This is a genomic window from [Micrococcus luteus] ATCC 49442, assembly GCF_010367585.1.
Lineage (GTDB): Bacteria > Actinomycetota > Actinomycetes > Actinomycetales > Micrococcaceae > Arthrobacter > Arthrobacter luteus_A.
The window spans coordinates 3,490,341-3,508,394 of the sequence record NZ_JAAAXP010000001.1 but is presented as its reverse complement, the minus strand read 5'-3'; the positions used below and the strand labels follow the sequence as shown (position 1 = coordinate 3,508,394).

At 65.7% G+C, this 18,054-nt stretch carries 13 protein-coding genes; 5 read left to right on the top strand and 8 right to left on the bottom strand.

Annotated features, from left to right (window positions below):
* Positions 1 to 8: 8 nt before the first annotated feature.
* Complete coding sequence (gene catC / locus GUV69_RS15975; RefSeq protein WP_164204184.1) at positions 9 to 287, top strand: muconolactone Delta-isomerase; 279 nt, start codon at positions 9 to 11, stop codon at positions 285 to 287.
* A gap of 76 nt (positions 288 to 363) precedes the next feature.
* On the opposite strand, the gene GUV69_RS15970 is transcribed toward catC, so the two are convergent.
* The 5 genes from GUV69_RS15970 to benA all read right to left on the bottom strand — a co-directional run bounded on the left by GUV69_RS15970 (position 364) and on the right by benA (position 7,741).
* A complete protein-coding gene (locus GUV69_RS15970; protein ID WP_164204182.1) occupies positions 364 to 3,195 on the bottom strand; it encodes an AAA family ATPase in 2,832 nt (943 codons plus the stop codon).
* Positions 3,196 to 3,256: 61 nt separating this feature from the next.
* Positions 3,257 to 4,084 carry a 1,6-dihydroxycyclohexa-2,4-diene-1-carboxylate dehydrogenase gene (locus tag GUV69_RS15965; protein ID WP_164204180.1) on the bottom strand — a complete coding sequence of 276 codons (828 nt, stop codon included), beginning with the start codon at positions 4,082 to 4,084 and terminating at the stop codon, positions 3,257 to 3,259.
* Positions 4,084 to 5,655 (bottom strand): benzoate 1,2-dioxygenase electron transfer component BenC, encoded by a 1,572-nt coding sequence (benC, locus tag GUV69_RS15960; RefSeq protein ID WP_164204178.1) that lies wholly within the window; start codon positions 5,653 to 5,655, stop codon positions 4,084 to 4,086. The genes GUV69_RS15965 and benC overlap by 1 nt, the downstream gene beginning before the upstream one ends.
* A 124-nt stretch (positions 5,656 to 5,779) precedes the next feature.
* Positions 5,780 to 6,316: a benzoate 1,2-dioxygenase small subunit gene (benB, locus tag GUV69_RS15955; protein ID WP_164204176.1), complete on the bottom strand. Its 537-nt coding sequence runs from the start codon at positions 6,314 to 6,316 to the stop codon at positions 5,780 to 5,782.
* Between the two features lie 36 nt (positions 6,317 to 6,352).
* Positions 6,353 to 7,741 carry a benzoate 1,2-dioxygenase large subunit gene (gene benA / locus GUV69_RS15950; RefSeq protein WP_164204174.1) on the bottom strand — a complete coding sequence of 463 codons (1,389 nt, stop codon included), beginning with the start codon at positions 7,739 to 7,741 and terminating at the stop codon, positions 6,353 to 6,355.
* Between the two features lie 317 nt (positions 7,742 to 8,058).
* On the opposite strand from benA, the gene catA reads away from it, so the two are divergent.
* The 4 genes from catA to GUV69_RS15930 all read left to right on the top strand — a co-directional run bounded on the left by catA (position 8,059) and on the right by GUV69_RS15930 (position 13,232).
* A complete protein-coding gene (gene catA, locus GUV69_RS15945) occupies positions 8,059 to 8,955 on the top strand; it encodes a catechol 1,2-dioxygenase (protein WP_164204172.1) in 897 nt (298 codons plus the stop codon).
* A 106-nt stretch (positions 8,956 to 9,061) separates the two neighbouring features.
* A complete protein-coding gene (locus tag GUV69_RS15940; protein ID WP_164204169.1) occupies positions 9,062 to 10,399 on the top strand; it encodes a benzoate/H(+) symporter BenE family transporter in 1,338 nt (445 codons plus the stop codon).
* Positions 10,400 to 10,408: 9 nt separating this feature from the next.
* Positions 10,409 to 12,112 carry a helicase HerA-like domain-containing protein gene (locus GUV69_RS15935; RefSeq protein ID WP_164204167.1) on the top strand — a complete coding sequence of 568 codons (1,704 nt, stop codon included), beginning with the start codon at positions 10,409 to 10,411 and terminating at the stop codon, positions 12,110 to 12,112.
* 127 nt (positions 12,113 to 12,239) lie between these two features.
* Complete coding sequence (locus GUV69_RS15930; protein ID WP_208786659.1) at positions 12,240 to 13,232, top strand: hypothetical protein; 993 nt, start codon at positions 12,240 to 12,242, stop codon at positions 13,230 to 13,232.
* 26 nt (positions 13,233 to 13,258) lie between these two features.
* On the opposite strand, the gene GUV69_RS15925 is transcribed toward GUV69_RS15930, so the two are convergent.
* The 3 genes from GUV69_RS15925 to GUV69_RS15915 form a co-directional block, all read right to left on the bottom strand.
* Positions 13,259 to 15,277 carry an NHL domain-containing thioredoxin family protein gene (locus tag GUV69_RS15925; RefSeq protein ID WP_164204165.1) on the bottom strand — a complete coding sequence of 673 codons (2,019 nt, stop codon included), beginning with the start codon at positions 15,275 to 15,277 and terminating at the stop codon, positions 13,259 to 13,261.
* The gene (locus tag GUV69_RS15920; protein WP_164204163.1) at positions 15,277 to 17,424 is read right to left on the bottom strand and encodes a bifunctional copper resistance protein CopD/cytochrome c oxidase assembly protein; all 2,148 of its coding nucleotides are present in this window, start codon (positions 17,422 to 17,424) and stop codon (positions 15,277 to 15,279) included. The genes GUV69_RS15925 and GUV69_RS15920 overlap by 1 nt, the downstream gene beginning before the upstream one ends.
* Positions 17,425 to 17,531: 107 nt before the next feature.
* On the bottom strand, positions 17,532 to 17,819 hold the full coding sequence (locus GUV69_RS15915; protein WP_056341443.1) for an HU family DNA-binding protein: 288 nt from the start codon (positions 17,817 to 17,819) through the stop codon (positions 17,532 to 17,534).
* Between the last annotated feature and the right edge of the window lie 235 nt (positions 17,820 to 18,054).

Below are 18,054 nucleotides of genomic sequence, written 5' to 3'. Positions count from 1 at the left end.
GGACATTCATGAAGTACCTGGTCCACATGGACGTAAACATTCCCGCCGACCTGCCGGCCGATGAGGCCGCGGAGATCAAGGCCACGGAGAAGGCCTACTCGCAGCAGCTGCAGCGCTCCGGCAAGTGGCCGGAAATCTGGCGCGTGGTGGGCGAATACGCCAATTACTCGATCTTCGACGTCGATTCGAACGACGAACTCCACGAGATCCTGCAGAACCTGCCGCTGTTCCCCTACATGGACATCTCGGTGGTGCCGCTCGCGAAGCACCCCTCAGACGTCAAGTAGACGCCGGCGTCAGGTAGTCACCGGCGTCAAGTAAACGCCGGTGCAGAAGCACGTAAAGCGCGGCCGTGTTCCAGCGTCAATCCTTGGCCCGGAACGCGGCCGCGAGCTCGCTGCGGGAGCGGATCCCCATTTTTCGGTAGAGCCGGGTCAGGTGGTACTGCACGGTTTTCTCGGCCAGGAACAGCGCGCGGGCCGCTTCCTTATTGGTGGCACCGCCCGCCACCAGTTCGGCCACCGCCCGTTCCTGTGCCGTGAGCTGGAGATGGTGGTTGCTGACTGCGGTCAGAACGGGGTCGGCAGGGTCCGGAACGTTTCCGGCGTCGAGCCCTGTTGCCTTGAGCTCCCGGTCGCACCGTTCCACGTAGGTGGCCGCCCCCAGGGAGTCGTATAAGTCGCGGGCCGCGCGGAGGACGGTCGACGCCAGGCGCCGCTTGCCCGCCCGCCGCATGCTCTGGCCGAAGGCGAAACTAACCCGTGCCCGCAGATATGGGCGGTTCAGGCCCCTGAGGTGCCCCAGGGACGCCTCGAAATGTTCCCTGGCGGTGTCCGGGTCTCCCTGCGCCGCCACGAGCCGTCCCCTCGCCCACGCCATCCGCGCCATATCCGAAGGTATCTCCCGTTCGCGGGGCACCCGCTCGAACGCGGTGAGGAAGGAGTCGGCGGCGTCGAGCTGGTCCGTCATGACAAGGGCGTTGACGTAGGTGTCCTGCCATGGCCAGAAGGACACCCGGTGCTCGGTCCACGGGTCAAGCTCCGTCAGCGGCTGGAGGACGGCCAAAGCGCCTTCATAATCCGCCCTCGCCTCGTGGAAGCGGGCGCGGGCGAGGCTCGCCGGCACCTGCATGGCGCGGTATGTCCCGGGCTGCACGGCGGCCTGGGAGACGTAGTAACGGGCGCGCTCCCAGTCTCCGCGCAGGGACCACAGCTCAGCGGCAGTCCAGTAAAGCAGCGGGCGGATCAGCGGCATTCGCGAGGTCTCCAGGCGTACGGAGGCGCGTGCCACTGTAGCGGCCGCAGCATCCCAGTTGCCGAGCACCAGGTGGGTGCGCGCCAGCCAGGCCTCGGCCCAGAGGGAAATCCGCATCGAGCCGCCACGGTATTCCGTGGGGGCTGCTGACTCGAAGTTCACCAGCGCCGTCTCAGCGTTGTCCAGCCGCAGTGCCAGCCAGCCCGCGCCCATCTGGACCCGCTGTTTTTGGGCGTTCTCCGCAGCGTGTTCGAAGGCCCGGTGATAGGAGGCCTCCGCCTCCGAAAGCCTGCCCTGCGCATACAGGCCCAGGCCGTAGATGGCCTCCGATTCGATGTGGGCGGGGCTTTCCGGCTCGGTAAGTTCCATGGCCCGTTCAGCCCAGGTTGTGATCATCGGGCCGTCCCAGGATGCCACGCCGTGCAGGACGAAGCGCTGAGCCACCTGCGCGGCGGCTGCCGGATCATGCTGCGGGCTGGACGTGCGCCAGGCCATCTCCAACTGCGTCTGTGCGCTGTCGTTCTGTCCCGACGCTGTCGAGAGGTAGCCCAGGACGGAGGAACGGAGCGGCGACGGCGGCAGGGCGTCCACTGCCGCCGTCCACATCTGGGCCTGGGCAATGTTGCCGGAACCCACCAGGGCATCCACGGCCCTCAGGAGCCTGTCATTCCGGGAACGGATGTCCAGGGAAAGCCGGGACGCCGAGAACAAAGCCGTGGAGGCATCCTGCCACGCCCCTACCCGGGCCTGACGCCGGGCGAATTCCTCCAGCTCCTCCGCCAGGGCCTCATCCGCGCCCGGTGTGGCGGAGACGCGGTGGCCCAACCGCTCACCCTCGGGCTGCACCGCCTCAGCGGCCAGCCGATGAAGCGCGATGCGCCGGCTGGGAACGATCTGTTCATAGATGGCCTCCGCGGTGCCCGGTCCAAAGAACACAACGGCGGAACGGGCCTGGTCAACCGTCAGCCCCAGCAGCCCGGCACGGTGTCCCTCATCGAGTGCTTCCATCACGGATTCCGCCCCGCTGACCTGGGAAACGTCTGCCATGCTTGGGGCACTCCCGAGCACTGCCGCGGCCTCCGCGACGGCAACCAGCCCGGGGGACGCTGCAGCGAGGACGCTCCGCACCCGGGCGCGCACACGGGACGTTGGAGGCAGAGAGGGAAACCACGTCTGCCAGGTTTCCGGCGGCAACTCCTGGAGCAGCTCCACGACCGGCTGTGCAAGCCCTCCGGTGTGCCGGACCAGGCCGTGGGCAGCCGTCGCACTCAGGTCGATGCCGAGCATCCTCCTGGCGAGATCCTGCACTTGCTGCGGCGTGAGCGGCTCCAGCGGGATAGTGGCCACCTGATGGCCCGTCAGGAAGTCCAGCACACCGGTAGGAACGCGTAAGGAATCGTCGGGGTTGAGCGTCAGGACAAACAGAACCCGTTTTCCGTGCAACCGCCGCATAACGAAAGTCAGGATGCGCAGGCTCTCCACATCGAGTTTGTGGACGTCGTCCACGGCGACAACGACGCTTCCGTGGGACTGCAGTGCCTCCAGATGCGTGCTGAGGGTGGCAGCGTAATTAACAACCTGGGCGGGGGTAAGAGCCGCGACGGGACCCGCGGGGAGGGCCGGTCCGCCGTCGTAATCCTTGGCCGAACGGAGCGGCGAGGTGAGCATGAGCTGGGAGTAGCCGGCGAGGGGAAACTGCGCCTCCCACTCGTCGCCCATGGCGGACAGCACCCGGACGCCACGGGCCCCGGTGCGGCAGTGCTCAAGGAACAGCTCCAGAACCGCGGTTTTCCCGGACCCGGCGGGACCGGAGACCACCACGGCACCCACCTTGCCTTTGCGGACGGTCCGGAAAACCGCCAACAGTTCCTCAAAGACCCCCGACCGGCCAACAAGCGGTAAGTCCTCCGCCATTTCACCGTGGATGGAGGGCGCCGTCATGGCCGCAACTCTACCGGAGCCGCCGTTCCGGCCCCGGCGGCGGCCATCCGACATGCTGTCCTCAGCCCAGGTCGCCGCCGGCGACGGGGAGGATGCTGCCGGTCACGTAGGACGCTTCATCCGAACCCAGGAACACGATGGGTGCAGCCTGTTCGTCCAATGTCCCGTAGCGCTTCATGAACGACGAGTCCACGGTCTGGTCAACGATCACCTGGTACCAGGCTTTTTCCGTGGCAGATTCGGCCTCGGGTCCCCGCTTGACCCTGCGGGGCGGCGCCTCCGTGCCGCCGGGGGCCGCCGCCACCACGCGGATGCCGCGACCGCCAACCTCCATCGCCAGTGACTGGGTCAGGGCGTTGACACCGCCCTTCGCCGCCGCATACGGCACACGGTGCATGCCGCGGGTGGCCACGGATGAAACGTTGACGATGGTGCCCGAACCCTGCTCCAGCATGGCCGGCAGTACCGCGCGGCAGGTCCAGAGGGTAGGGAAGAGTGAGCGGCGGATCTCCTTCTCGATCTTGTCCTCGTCGTATTCCTCATACGGGCGGGCCCAGATGGTGCCGCCAACATTGTTGACCAGGACGTCCACCCGGCCGTGGGCGGCCAGTGCCGCGTCCACTGCCTGCTGCGCTCCGGCGAAAGTCTCCAGGTCCGCGGTCACCGATGTGGCAGAGCCTTCCGAACCGGAACCCTGTGCGGCGTCCCGGATTCCTTGCGCCACCTCATGGACCGATTCGTCCCGGTCTACGAGGACGACGGCGCCGCCCTCGGCACCGATGCGCTCGGCCACCTTCCGGCCAATGCCCTGGGCGGAACCGGTCACCACGGCGACCTTGCCGGCGTACCGGCCGGGAGTAATGAACTGTCCCGCGTATGCCCGGGTCATCAGCGGCCCGCCTTCGCGTCGATCGCTCCGGCCATCGTTTCCTTGGCATCGTGGGCGTGGGCCATTATGACCTCCCGGACCCGTGCCTTGTCCTTGCGCTCAAAGGCGTCAACCACATCAAGATGGTCCTGTGTGACCCGCTCAAAGATTGCGGTTCCGGCTTCGAAGGCTGCAGCCATCTGTGCGTGGACGTCGAGCCGGCGGTAGGACTCAAGCAGCATGGGATTGTCGCAGACCACAAAAAGGTATTCGTGGAACTCCTCGTTGGTCCGTGCGAACTCATCCGGTTCCTGGATGGTGCCGGCAGCCACCGAGCGGCCGGTGGCCTCGGCGAGCCGCCGGAACTGCTGCAGCTGCTCCTCGCTGAGGCGGCCCAGCATCAGTTCGCTCACCGCGAGCTCCAGTCCCATGCGCGCGTCCAGCTGGGCGAAGCTGTCCTCTTTGCGGAAGTCCAGCCGGCCGGTTTCGAGGGAAGAGACCGCCTCGCTGCGGCTCATCTTGTCGCCCTCGGCCTCGATCTTCTCTGCTGGTGCCGGTGCGCCTGTTTCCGCGTCGCCCCCGGTGGTTTCCTTCGGGGCAAAGCGCTCGAAGTAGAAGTTAGCGGGCTTGATGCCCTCAGAATCCAGCCACTTCGACACAGCGTTCACCATGGGAGGCGGACCGCACAGGTAGATGTCGACGTCGCCGTCGTTCAGGTGCTTTGGCTCGATGATCTGGGTGACATAACCCGTGTGCGGAGCGGACGTGCCCGGCTCGGAGGCAATGTAGTCCCAGGTGAATCCGGGCAGCTTCGCCTCATACTCGCGCAACCAGTCCAGGCCAACGATGTCCGCTTCCCTGGTCAGGCCGTAAATCAGGTGGACCGGCACCGACGCCGGGTTCTCGGAAAGCTTCTCGAGGATGGACAGGAGCGGGGCCAGGCCGGTGCCGCCTGCCAGCAGGAGGAGGGGCCGCTTGGGCTCACGCAGGAAGAAGGATCCATAGGGACCCGTGAACTCGATCGTGTCGCCCACGGCCGCCCTGTCCCGCAGGTATTCGGACATCGCACCCTGCGGCGTCACCCGCACCATGAACGACGCATCCTGCACCTCGGGGCCGCTGCTGAACGAATAGGAGCGCTCCGCGTCCGTTCCGGGGACCTTGATGTTGACGTACTGGCCCGGGAGGAAAGCCAGGGCCTCCCGGTTTTCCGCCGCCAGGGTGAAGGAAACTGTCGTTTCCGAATGCTTGTTGAGTTCCGTCATGGTGGAAGTGAAGGTGGTTGCTGAGGTTTTGGCGGATTCCGACGTGGCAGGAATCTGAATGGCCAGATCCGACTCAGGGACCGCCTGGCAGGTGAGCAGGTACCCCTTGTCGAGTTCCTCCTCCGTCATCGCGTCGTCGATGTAGTCGCCCGGATCGAAGGTGCCGGAGTCGCAGAAAGCCTTGCAGGTGCCGCATGCCCCGTCCCGGCAGTCCGACGGAATGTTAATGCGTGCTTTATAGGCGGCGTCCATCACGGTCTCGTAATCGCCGACCTTGATGACCTTGGTGACGCCGTCCTCAAAGCTGAGGGCTACTTTGTGGCCCATGGTTTCCTCCTGGCTGGGGGCGCCTCGATGCGACCCGGGGTAGTGCGGATGTGCCCTCCGGGGGCACGGGTGGTGAAACGGCCAAGGCCGGTGCCGGGCACATGCCGGGCACCGGCGCTGGCCGTCAGATCATGTAGACGTCCACAACGTGGTGGATGTAGTCGTTCTTGAGGACAACCTTCTTTTTCATGATGACCGGCTCGCCGCCGGAGAGATCGATCGTGTAAAAGCTGGTCCCGAAGTACGTGTCCGTGGTGTTGTAGCGGAAGTAGAGGGTGAACCAGTTGAAGCGCACCTTCACCTGGTCGCCGTCGTGCTCCATGATTTCGATGTTGGTGAGGTTGTGCCCCGTGCGGGGCTCCGGCAGGGACGTGGCCGAGGAGCGGTCCGTCTTGATCCGGAAGACGCGGTCTTCAATGCCGCCGCGGTTGTCATAGTAAATGAGCGAGATCTCGTTCTGCGGGTCCTCGGTCAGACGGTCATCGACGTCCCAGGCGGGCATCCAGAACTCAGAGTCCGGGTGGTAGCACTGAAGCCACTCATCGAACCGGCGGTCATCCAGCAGGCGGGCTTCCTTGTACAGGAACGAGCGGACGGTTTCGAGGGCGGCGATCTCCTCGGCACTCTTGAGCGCCGAAGCGGGTTTTGTCAGGTTGGTCATGGGTTCTGCACTCTCTCTGGTTCCACGTGGGCTGGGTCAGGCGATGACTGGAACGGCGTCCAGCGCGGAGGCTTCGGTCTCGGCCTCCGCCAGCGCCCGGTCCATGACTTCCTTCCAGTACCCGTGCTGAATGGGGTACAGCCCCTCATCCTCGGTGCGCATGCCGGACGCGATGACCCTGGTCATGCCCAGCGCCTGCGCCTGCTCATCGGGGCCCGCGATCTCGTGCGTGGAACCGCGGGTCATGTCGTTCCAGGGCGCCGAAGTGGCCCAGTAGGTCTTGTTGCAGGACCGGAACTCCTCGAGGTCATCGGGAGTGGCCATGCCGGTGGCGTTGAAGAAGTCCTCGTATTGGCGGATCCGCTTTGACCGGTTCTCCTGCGATTCACCTTTGGGCGCGATGCAGTAAATGGTCACCTCGGTCTGGTCCGCAGAGATGGGACGGAAGTGGCGGATCTGCGAGGAGAACTGGTCCATGATGTAGACGTTCGGGTACAGGCAGAGGTTGCGCGAGATATTGATCATGAAGTTGGCCATCTCCTCGCCGTACTTCTCAACGAGCTCGTCACGGCGGTCCCACAGCGGGCGGTCCTCCGGGTTGGTCCATTCCTGCCACAGCAGCAGGTGCCCGTGGTCGTAGGAATAGAAACCGCCCTTGACCTTGCCCCATTTGCCGGCATCCATGGCCTTGGTCTTGTTGGCGGAGTCACCGGCGGTACGGCGTGCCGTGGTGGCGGCGTAGTTCCAGTGCACGGCGGTGACGTGGTAACCGTCCGCGCCGTTCTCTGCCTGCACCTTCCAGTTGCCGTCATAGGTGTACGTGGACGCACCGCGCAGCACCTCCAGTCCCTCCGGGGACTGGTCCACGATGGAGTCGATCACCTTGGTGGCGTCACCCAGGTGTTCTTCGAGCGGGAGCACATCCGCCTTCAAGGAACCAAAGAGGAAGCCGCGGTAGGACTCGAAGCGGGCCACCTTGGTGAGGTCGTGGGAGCCCTCTTTGTTGAAGGTCTCCGGGTAGCCCGCGTTTCGGGAGTCCTTCACCTTCAGCAGCTCACCGGAGTTCTTGAACGTCCAGCCGTGGAACGGGCACGTGAAAGTGGTGCGGTTGTCCGTCTTGCGGCGGCACAGCATGGCGCCGCGGTGTGAGCAGGCGTTGACGAGGCAGTTGAGCTTTTCGTCCTTGTCGCGGGTAATCATCACCGGCGTGCGGCCGATGTTGGTGGTGAAGTAGTCCCCCACGTTGGGGATCTGGGATTCGTGGGCGAGATAAACCCAGTTGCCCTCGAAGATGTGCTTCATCTCCAGTTCAAAGATCTCTTCGTCGGTGAAAATTTCGCGCTTGGCTCGGATGACGCCGTTCTCACGGTCATCGATCACGGCGTCGGCAAGGACCTCGCGGACATGGGCCAGGTTCTCGGTCATGGCGTGCTCCTTCGATGGAGGGTGCTGGACGGATGAGCGGGAGGTCCGGGCCAACCCGCGGTGCCCAGGGGGACGTTGTTACGCCAGTCTTCCTTACGGTGACCGCACTCACATCAGGCAAACACCTAGCTTCGGCCAAGGGTGTCTTTATGTCTGGTTAATGACAGAAAACAGGCCAAATCGATATTTGTAGCGTCCTTATTTCACGCCTACGATGAAACTGACATCACCGAACTGCGCCGCGGCAGGTTCAGATCCTGCCCCCTCCGGTTGACTCCGGGTCCAGGAGCAGTTCCTGTCCCCATTCAAAGAGGAGTATGGACATCACCATGACCGAGACCCAAGCAGACACCCGCAAAGAGGACGAGGGCACTGCCGTCGAAGCCGGCTCCAAGGCCACCGAACGCTTCGCCGCCTCAGGCAAGCTCTCCCACCTGGATGTACCGAAGGAACGAGTGAGCCTGCTGGCAGGGGCACTCATCAAGGCCGCCAACGACATCGTCGTGGAACACCAGGTCACCTACGAGGAGTACAACGCACTCAAAGCCTGGCTCATCAAGGTGGGAACTGACGGGGAATGGCCCCTGTTCCTTGACGTGTGGCTCGAGCACACCGTGGAGGACGTCAACTCCCAGGACCGTCCCGGCACCGTGGGCACCATCGAAGGGCCCTACTACGTCCCGGACTCCCCGGTGCTCCAGACCCCCGGCACCGTCGAAATGCGTGAGGACGAGGAGGGCACACCGCTGCACTTCAGCGGCCGCTTCACCGATACAGACGGTAACCCCATCCAGAATGCCCAGGTGGAAATCTGGCACGCCGACAGCGCCGGGTTCTACTCCCAGTACGCACCGGGCCTGCCCGACTGGCTCTTCCGGGGCACCATCAAGGCAGACGACGACGGCCGCTTCGAAATCAACACGATGCGCCCTGCGCCATACCAGATTCCGACGGACGGTGCTTGCGGGCAGCTGATCAACGCCGCAGGCTGGCACGCCTGGCGCCCTGCACACATCCACATCAAGGTTTCCGCACCCGGCTTCCAGCCCGTAACCCAGCAGCTGTACTTCCCCGGCGACCCGCACAACGCTGACGACATCGCCTCGGCAGTCAAGCCCGAACTGATGCTCGACCCCAAGCCGCGCACGGATGGCGGCGCCGGGGAGGAAGTGGTCTACGACTACGTCCTCGCCAAGGAAGGCCAGCACAAGTAAGAACCACCGCTGACAATCGGTGCCGGCGCCTCGGCCCGGCACCGCAGGCGCCCCGGAGTGAAAACTCCGGGGCGCCTGTTTTTTGCCGCCGTCGCCAGGAGCCCCAATGCTGCCATCCCATCAGGACCCGCACGTCACCCCTCCCGCGGAAAACGTTGCGGCCCACGGCCGCCAGCCACTGCTGGAGCGCCCGGGTGTGCGCCCTGCAGGCGTACGCCAGGTTATCCGCGACCTGGGCCTGCCCTATGTCTCCAACGGGGTAATCGGCCTCGTCTTCTCCGCCTCCGGTCCCATAGCAGTAACCCTGGCCGTCGGGACCGCGGGAGGACTGACCGAAGCCCAGCTCGCGTCCTGGGTGTTCGGCATCCTCTTTTCGGGCGGGGCGGCCACCGTGGTGATGTCCCTCCTCTACCGACAGCCGCTGGGCTTCGCCTGGTCCATTCCCGGGACCGTGCTCCTGGGTCCGTCCCTGCAGCACCTGTCCTTCGCGGAAGTGGTGGGGGCCTTCTTCACGTCCGGACTTCTCGTCCTCGCGCTGGGCTCCACCGGGGTAATCCGTCGGATCATGGCAGCGGTTCCGATGCCGATTGTTATGGCCATGGTGGCCGCCGTGTTCCTCAAATTCGGCACGGACATCGTCGCCTCAACCCAGGCGAACCCGGTGGTGGCCGCCCCCATGGTGGTCGCTTTCCTGGTCCTCACCGCCGTGCCCGCCCTTGGCCGGTACCTTCCACCGGTACTCGGCACCCTGGTGGCGGGGTGCCTCGCCGTCGCGGCAAGCGGTCAGTTCTCCTTCCATGCGGGCGGACCGGTCCTGGCCGCCCCGGTCTTCACCCTTCCGGAGTTCACCTGGGCCGCCCAGCTTGAGCTCGTGGTTCCCCTGGCCCTCACCGTGTTGTTCGTTCAGAATGGCCAGGGCATCGCCGTTCTCCGCGCCGCCGGCCACCATCCGCCGGTCAACGTCTTCGCCATCGTTTCGGGCGCCTTTTCGTTGCTCAACGCAGGCTGCGGCGCTGTCTCAGCGTGCGTGACCGGCCCCACCAACGCCCTCCTGACGTCTTCCGGAACAAAGGGGCGCCAGTACACTGCTGCCGTGGTGTTCGGCGTCCTGGCAATGGCCTGTGCACTCCTGGCTCCCGCGCTCACGCAGCTCATGCTCGCCGCGCCTACGGAATTCATCCTCGCCCTGGGCGGCATTGCCATGCTGCGGGCTCTCCAGCAGGCGTTCGTGGCCGCATTCGCCACGGCGTTCACGTTGGGGTCCCTGGTGACGTTCGTGGTGACCATGTCCGGCCTGAGCCTTTTCAACATCCATCCCGCGTTCTGGGGCCTGGTCATCGGTTACACGGTGTCCCGCGTCCTTGAGCACGCAGACCATGCCGCCCACAACGCCAAACCGACAAGCCGCACGTCTGCACCACCGGTAAAGGCCTCGGCCAACTAAGCTAGCGGCATGGCCAACAAAACCGCTGCAGAGAAGCTCGCCACCATCCAGAAGGGCTACACCCTGGAAGGTGCCACCATCGAACTGGGTGCCGCCATCGTCGACGGCGAACTGCACAAGGAAGCGCAGGTCCGGCTGCCGCTGGCCATGATGAACCGCCATGGGCTGGTGGCCGGCGCCACCGGCACCGGCAAGACCGTCACCCTGCACATGATGGCTGAGCAGCTGTCCGCGGCCGGCGTTCCCGTGTTCCTTGCAGATATCAAGGGCGACCTGTCCGGCCTGGCGACGGCGGCAACCGGCAGCGAGAAACTGAAGGCCCGCACCGACAGCATCGGCCAGGCGTGGGCAGGCAAGACCTACCCGGTGGAGTTCCTTGCCCTGGGAGGGGACGGCAACGGCATTCCGGTACGCGCCACCATCACCTCGTTCGGCCCCATCCTGCTCTCCCGCGTGATGGAGCTCAACGACACCCAGGAGTCCAGCCTGCAGCTGGTCTTCCACTTTGCGGACAAAAACAACCTCGAGCTGATCGACCTCAAGGACCTCCGCGCCGTCATCCAGTTCCTCACCTCGGACGAAGGCAAGGATGACCTGGAGGAACTCGGCGGCCTGTCCAAGGCCACGGCCGGCGTCATCCTGCGGGAACTGGTGAATCTTGAGGCCCAGGGCCTGGAGAGGTTCTTCGGCGAGCCCGAGTTCGATACCGCCGAGCTGCTCCGGACCGCCCCGGACGGCCGCGGCGTGGTGACCTGCCTGGAGCTGCCCACGCTGCAGACCAAGCCGATGCTGTTCTCAACCTTCCTGATGTGGCTGCTGGCTGACCTGTTCGAAGACCTGCCTGAAGCGGGCGACCTGGACAAGCCCAAGCTGGTGTTCTTCCTGGACGAGGCCCATCTGCTCTTCAACGGCGCATCCAAGGCCTTCCTGAACGCCATCACCACCACCGTCCGGCTGATCCGGTCCAAGGGTGTGGGGATCTTCTTCGTCACCCAGACCCCCAAGGACGTGCCCGCCGACGTCCTGGGCCAGCTGGCCAACCGCATCCAGCACGCCCTCCGCGCGTTCACCCCCGAGGATGCGAAGGCCCTGAAAGCCACCGTTTCCACCTTCCCGGTCAGCGACTACGACCTCGAGGAAACCCTCACATCCGCGGGAATCGGTGAGGCTGTCATCACGGTGATGAACGAGAAGGGTGCGCCGACGCCGGTGGCCCACACCCGTCTCCGGGCCCCGGAATCCGTGATGGGCCCCAGCACTGACGAGCTCATCAAAAACACCGTCGCAGGGTCCGCACTGTTGGCCAAGTACGGTACCGCCGTGGACAACGTCTCCGCCTACGAGAAGCTCACCGGCAAGGCCGCAGCCTCCACCGGCGACGCCGCCCCGGGTGAGCCCCCGGTCCCCGGCAGCGTGGGAGACGCCGGTACCGGCCAGGCCGACGTCGACGCTGAAGCCCGCCGCATCGAAGAAGAGATCCTCGGCCGGCCAAGCAGCCGCCCGGCACCGGCCCCGGACCGCGCCCCCGAACGGGCACGGCGCGCACCTGAACGGGCCGCACCGGCGGGCGGCGGGTTCGCAGGCGATCTCGCCGGTGCCCTCGGCGGAGCGTTAGGCGGCGGACTCAAGAGCATGGTCCGGTCCATGGGCACCCAGCTCGGCCGCGAACTGCTCCGCGGCGTGTTTGGCACTTCGTCCCGGCGCCGCCGTTAGGCAAAACCGGACGATGTCTCACTCTGCGCCCCCGCCGTCGGGCGTCAGGAAGCCCCCGCCCCCTTCAGAAGGGGTAGCCCCTACACCTGTGTTCACCGGGCTTACAGGTAACGTAAGGGGCGTGCAGATGAGTCAGGCGTTGGTGAGGATAGCGGCAGGGTGGCTGCTGGGCCTCATGCTTGCCGTGGCCGCTGCCATTGTGGCCATCAACGTGGTGAACAATACCGTGGCCAGCCCGCAGCAGCCGGTCCGCGAATATCTGGATGCGCTGCGCGCGGGTGACGGCGGAAAGGCCCTCGGCCTGCTCCGCGCCACGGTGCCGCCCGGCAATGCCGCCATGCTTGACGGGACGGGGCTGCAGACGGCTGCGTCGCGCCTGGCGAACATCACCATCGGCGAGCCCGAGGAACGCCCGAACAGCCAGGTCATGGTCCCGGTCCAGTACACAATTGACGGCAGCAGGCTCCGCACCGACTTCCTGCTGCAGCAGACCGGAACCGAATGGCTGTTCTTCAATACGTGGGCGTTTGTGCCGTCGCGGCTGCCCACAGTGGGCGTCACGGTGGTCAACGCCAGCGAAGCGAGCCTCAACGGCGTCCCGGTGAACATGCCCGACGGGAAGAACTCGTTCGCCGTGTTCTATCCCGGCGAGTACGAAGCGTCCCTCAACGGTGAATACTTCGCCGCCCCTGCCACCCGCGCCACCATCACGTCCCGTGATGCTCCGGCGGCTCCGCTGAACCTGTTGACCGAGGCGACGGACCGGCTGCGGGAGGACGTGGGCCGGAGCGTGCGGGAGTTCCTCGATGGCTGCGCCGCCGAGGCCGTGAAACAGCAGAAACTCCAGCCGGACTGTCCCTTCTATTTCTCCAGCACCAACAACGTGGACGACGGCACCATCAAGTGGACCATCACGGAGTACCCGGAGATTTCCATCGAGCCCTTTGACGGCCGGTGGGTGGTTGCTCCCCTCGATGGCAAAGCCCGCGTGGAGGCCGTCCAGCAGAGCGCTTTCACAGGGGCCTGGTTTCCGCTGGACGAAGAGGTGGACTTCAGCTTCACCACCCGCCTGGACGTGGACGGCGACACCATCAAGGTCACCCCGCTCCTGACCTACTAGGCCCCGCTCCGAAAACTGCCCGGTGATCAGTCCATGCCGCGCAGGTCCAGGACCAGCTCGGTGTCGCCGTCGTCGGTCAGCAGCACCGGGATGCCCCAGTCCTGCTGGTACAGGTGGCAGGCGGCGTGGTCCGGAATTTCGCCGTCCGCGTCTTCGGGGCCGTCGCAGGCCGCAGCACGGGCGGTGATGTGCAGGACACCCTCCGGAATCCCCTCAGCCAGTTCCAACGTCCGGAGCAGGCCCACTGAGGTCCCGCCGCCGGCCACCAGGAGTTCCGGCGGTGTGGAGGAGATCTTCAGCTGGGTGGGATCGCCCCAGCGGTCGTCGAGCTTCTGGCCGGTGGGCGCTGTGAACCGGACGTTCAGCTCCAGCAGTCCAGGGGCTACCGGGCTCTTGGGCCGCTGCGTCTGCGATGCGCCCTCGTCCACCTGCTGGGCTTCCTTGGGGATGGGCACGTAGACCAGCTGGTGTTTGTTGGCCTCCACCACAACCAGGAGCGGCTCGGAGCCGGTCGCGTGTGTGTGGTCCACAATCACGTCGGAGGGTTCGGAGAGGCCCCGCGCAAGCGTGGAGACCTTGCCTGCAGCCGGGTCGTAGCGGCGGACGGCGCCGTTGTAGGTATCGGCAATGGCCACGGAGCCGTCCGGCAGGACCGTCACGCCCAGCGGGTGCTGCAGGCGCGCCCCGGCCGCTTCACCGTCACGGAAACCGAAGTCGAAGAGACCCTTGCCGACGGCGGTTTCCACGGTGACCGTGCCGGCGTCGTCAATTGCCAGCTTCCGGAGGGCGGAGGTTTCGGAGTCCGCCACCCAGACGTTGCCGTCGGCGTCCTCGGCGAGGCCGGATGGCTGGGCGAACCAGGCCTGGTGGGCGGGGCCGTCCAACAGACCTTCCAGGCCGGTGCCCGCGACAATCGCCACGGTCCCGGTCAGCGGGTCGAAGCTGAAGATCTGGTGTGTGCCGGCCATGGCAACCAGCACCGCGTTGAGTTTGGTGGACCAGACAACGTCCCACGGGGAGCTGAGTGAAACATCCAGCGGGTGGTCGCTGAGCTGGCCGGTGAACCCTGCCGCGTCCTCATCCACCCGTGCCGGGCCCGTTTCCAGGAGCCTCTGGATGCCGTTGCCCACAACCGTCGTGGCTGTTCCGTCCGTCAGTGACAGTCCGCGCAGGCGGTGGTTGACGGAGTCGGCAATGACGACGTCGTACCCCGCCTTCGCTGCCACGTCCTCCGGAAGCAGCACCAGGCCCTGCGGTTCGTTGAACCGGGCGGCCGGTGTCACCGAGTCGACATCAGCGGCGTCTCCGTCGGCGAAGCCCCTGGTGCCTGCCCCGTAGGTGCGGAGCACCGTCTGGAAGTCGGTGCCCAGCTCCACGAGACGGTGGTGGCCGGTATCCGTCACGAGCCAGGTACCGGCGTCGGACGTTTCAGCGTCAGGAGTTCCCGTCCCGGAAGTGCGGGCATCCGACGTTCCGCGGCCGGCGGGGAGGAAAAGCGCCTTGCCGGGGAAGCGCAGCGTGCCCGAGGTGGCTTCCGGCGCCACGTAGGGGCCGGAACCGCGGTGCAACGTGCCCTTGGCGTCGTGTTCGGCGATCAGTTCGGGGATGAGTACCGCCAAGCCGTCGGCGTGGCCTTCACCGGACAGGTGGGCCACGATGTAGCCCTCGGGGTCGATGACCACCAGGGTGGGCCAGGCGCGCGCCGTGTACGCCTTCCAGGTGTCCAGCTCGGGATCGTCCAGCACCGGGTGGTGGATCTCGTAGCGCTCGACGGCTGCGGCCAGGGCTACAGGATCGGCCTCGTGCTCGAACTTGGGCGAATGAACACCCACGGTGACCAGGACGTCGGAGAACTTCTCCTCGAGCGGGCGCAGCTCATCGAGGACGTGCAGGCAGTTGATGCAGCAGAAAGTCCAGAAGTCGAGCAGGACGATTTTGCCGCGCAGGGCTTCGAGGTCCAGCGACTTCCCGCCGGTGTTAAGCCAGTTACGGCCCACCAGTTCGGAGGCGCGGACCCGGAGTTGGGTGCGTACGGTTTCGCTCATCAGCGTCCTTCCAGCTTGTTGCGTTCAGCCAATCTGGCATCGCGTTCGGCCAATTTGGCAAACATATCGTTGTAAGCAGTCAGGTCGGCGTCGTTATTCCTGTCCGCCGCCCTATCTACGCGTTTGGTCTCCCGCTGATCGGACCGGGACCACATAATCGCCACACCAAGGGCGACCAGCAGCGTGGGTACTTCACCGATGCCCCACGTCACCGCACCGCCTATTTGCTGGTCCGCGAGGGCCGACGGTCCCCAGGGGCGTCCGAGGTTTCCGAAGTAATCCGCAGCCAGCAGGCCGGTCCCGCCCATGATCGTGACGCCGAAGAAGGCGTGGAAAGCCATGGTGGCCAGCAGGAGGAGCAACCGCATGGGGTAGGGGGCGCGGCGCGGCAGCGGGTCCGTGCCGATCATGCTCAGGACGAAGATGTATCCCGTGAGCAGGAAGTGCAGGTTCATCAGTTCGTGTCCCACGTGCTCGCGCATCGCGAAGCCGAAGGCGTCCGAGAAGTAGAACAGCACGATGGAGCCGGCGAAGTTGGCTGCGGCGAACAGCGGGTGGGTGACTACCTGCGAGAACTTGGAGTGCACAAAGACCAGCAGCCACTCTCGCGGGCCACGGGAGCCGTCAGTCCGGGCAGGCAGGGCCCGCATGGCCAGCGTCACCGGAGCACCAAGAACCAGGAAGATGGGCGCCACCATCGTGAGCGCCATGTGGCCCACCATGTGGGCGGAGAAGAGCACCATGCCGTACACCGTGGGCGGCCCGGACGTGATGTAGGTCAGCACCAGCAGACCGATCACCCAGTTCACCGTACGGAACCACTGCCATTTGTCTCCGCGCCGCATGACCTTGACGACGCCGAGGACGTAGGACACCAGGGCGAAGAGCACCACGGCTGCCCAGAGCCAGTCGACGCGCCACTCGGTCAGCCAGCGCTCCGGGGTCAGTTCGGGCGGCAGCTCGTAGCCGGAGAGGATGAATGCCGGCGTTGCATCCGGGGCGAATGTGGTGGGCTCCGGCGGCGCCGAGCGGCTCAGCGCGACGGCGACCCCCGAAGTGGCTCCCATGATCAGGAGTTCCACAAGCACAAGCTGCCAGAGCACATGCCGGGACGACAGAGACGAGCCCTTCCGGCCCAGCTGCGGGATAACCCACTGCCGGTGCATAAGGCCGATGCCGCCCAGCACCAGGGTGGCGGCCGACTTGGCGAGGATCAGTTGGCCGTACGGGGACCCAAAGAGGTCCGCCCAGTTGGTGATGCGGACGCTTGCGTTGATGACACCGGAGGCGAACACCAGGGCAAAGGCAAAACCGGCCAGGGCTGAAAAGCGCCGCAGCGTGGGCTCGGTGATGTCGGCACCCGATCCCGGCTTCGAACCGGTCAGGATGCCGGACAGCAACGCGAGCAGGATGATGCCGCCAACCCAGACGCTGACGCCCACCAGGTGCAGGCCCAGGGAGTTGACCGCCGCGGAGTGGTCCGAGGAGCTCGACGAGTGGCCGATCAGGGCGGCAGGTACCAGCCCGCCAAGCGCCAGGGCCAGCGTGAGCGCGAGGCCTCCAAGGGACCTGACCCCGAACAGGGCCGTGGTCACGACGGCCCCGATGATCGTGACGGCGAGCCAGGCCCTGCCGGTGTCGATATCGGTCATGAAGTAGACCAGGGCACGGGTGAATTCAGCGTCCCCGGAGAGCCCCTGGCCCGCGACGTCCGAGTAGGTGAGCACCAGTACCGTAATCGCTGAAAGCGTCCAGGCTGCACCGGCGGCGGCCGCTATGGCCAGGGCACGGGCGAAGGCCGGGTGTTCCGGAGCCTCACCATCGTGGGTCCGGGTTCGTGGTCCTGCGGCCCGGGGCAGGATGCCGATCGCAAAGATCAGCCCGCCGATGACCGTAGCCAGGGACACGTTGTGGACGGCCTTGCTGATGGGGAGTCCCCACCGCACAAGGGCGCCCGGGTCTGATACGGCCCGGGCTGCGGCAGCGCCGGAGAAAAGGAGTGCTGCTGCCAGTCCCACAAACAGGGCTGCGAGCCCCAGAAGCTGCCACCGCCGGGAAATGCCCACGGCGCCGGCAGCCAGCGTTGTATCGCCCCTGCCGGAGGCCGGTTGGGGTGCTGTGGAACGGGACTTTGCTGCAGAAGGCACTTATCCATTGTCCGCTAAGCGTGCCGAGGCGGCGAATCGGCCATCGCCGCCCACGCAAAGGAGCGGCAACCCTGAGGTTGCCGCTCCTTTGCTGGTGCTGAAGAAGACTACTTCTTCTTGGCGACGGCAGCCTTCAGCTTGGAGCCGGCGGTCAGCTTGACGCTGTGGCCTGCTGCGATCTGGATGGTCTCGCCGGTCTGCGGGTTACGGCCGGTGCGGGCTGCACGGTCGGTGCGCTCCACTGCAAGCCAGCCCGGGATGGTGATCTTCTCGCCGGCGGCGACAGACGTCTCGAAAACCTCGAACAGTGCATCGAGGACGGAGTTGACGGCTGCCTGGCTGGTGCCGGCCTTGCCTGCTACCTCTGAAACAAGTTCACTACGGTTCTTAGCCATTGATGTCCTCCTGGACGGTCACGATTTCTGGAGCCTGAACGCGGCATGCGTGCAAGCCACTGTTCGAAAACTTACCAGCTTGGGCCGCCGAGGTCCGCAAATTCCGCGTGTTTCCGCGACTTTTTGACTTAAATCACGGGATTTCCGGGCATTTGCGGGGGAATTGCGCCCACAGCGGACGCCCTCTCACTTAATGCGGGCCTTCGCAGATAAGCATGGATGCGCAGTCTGAGGA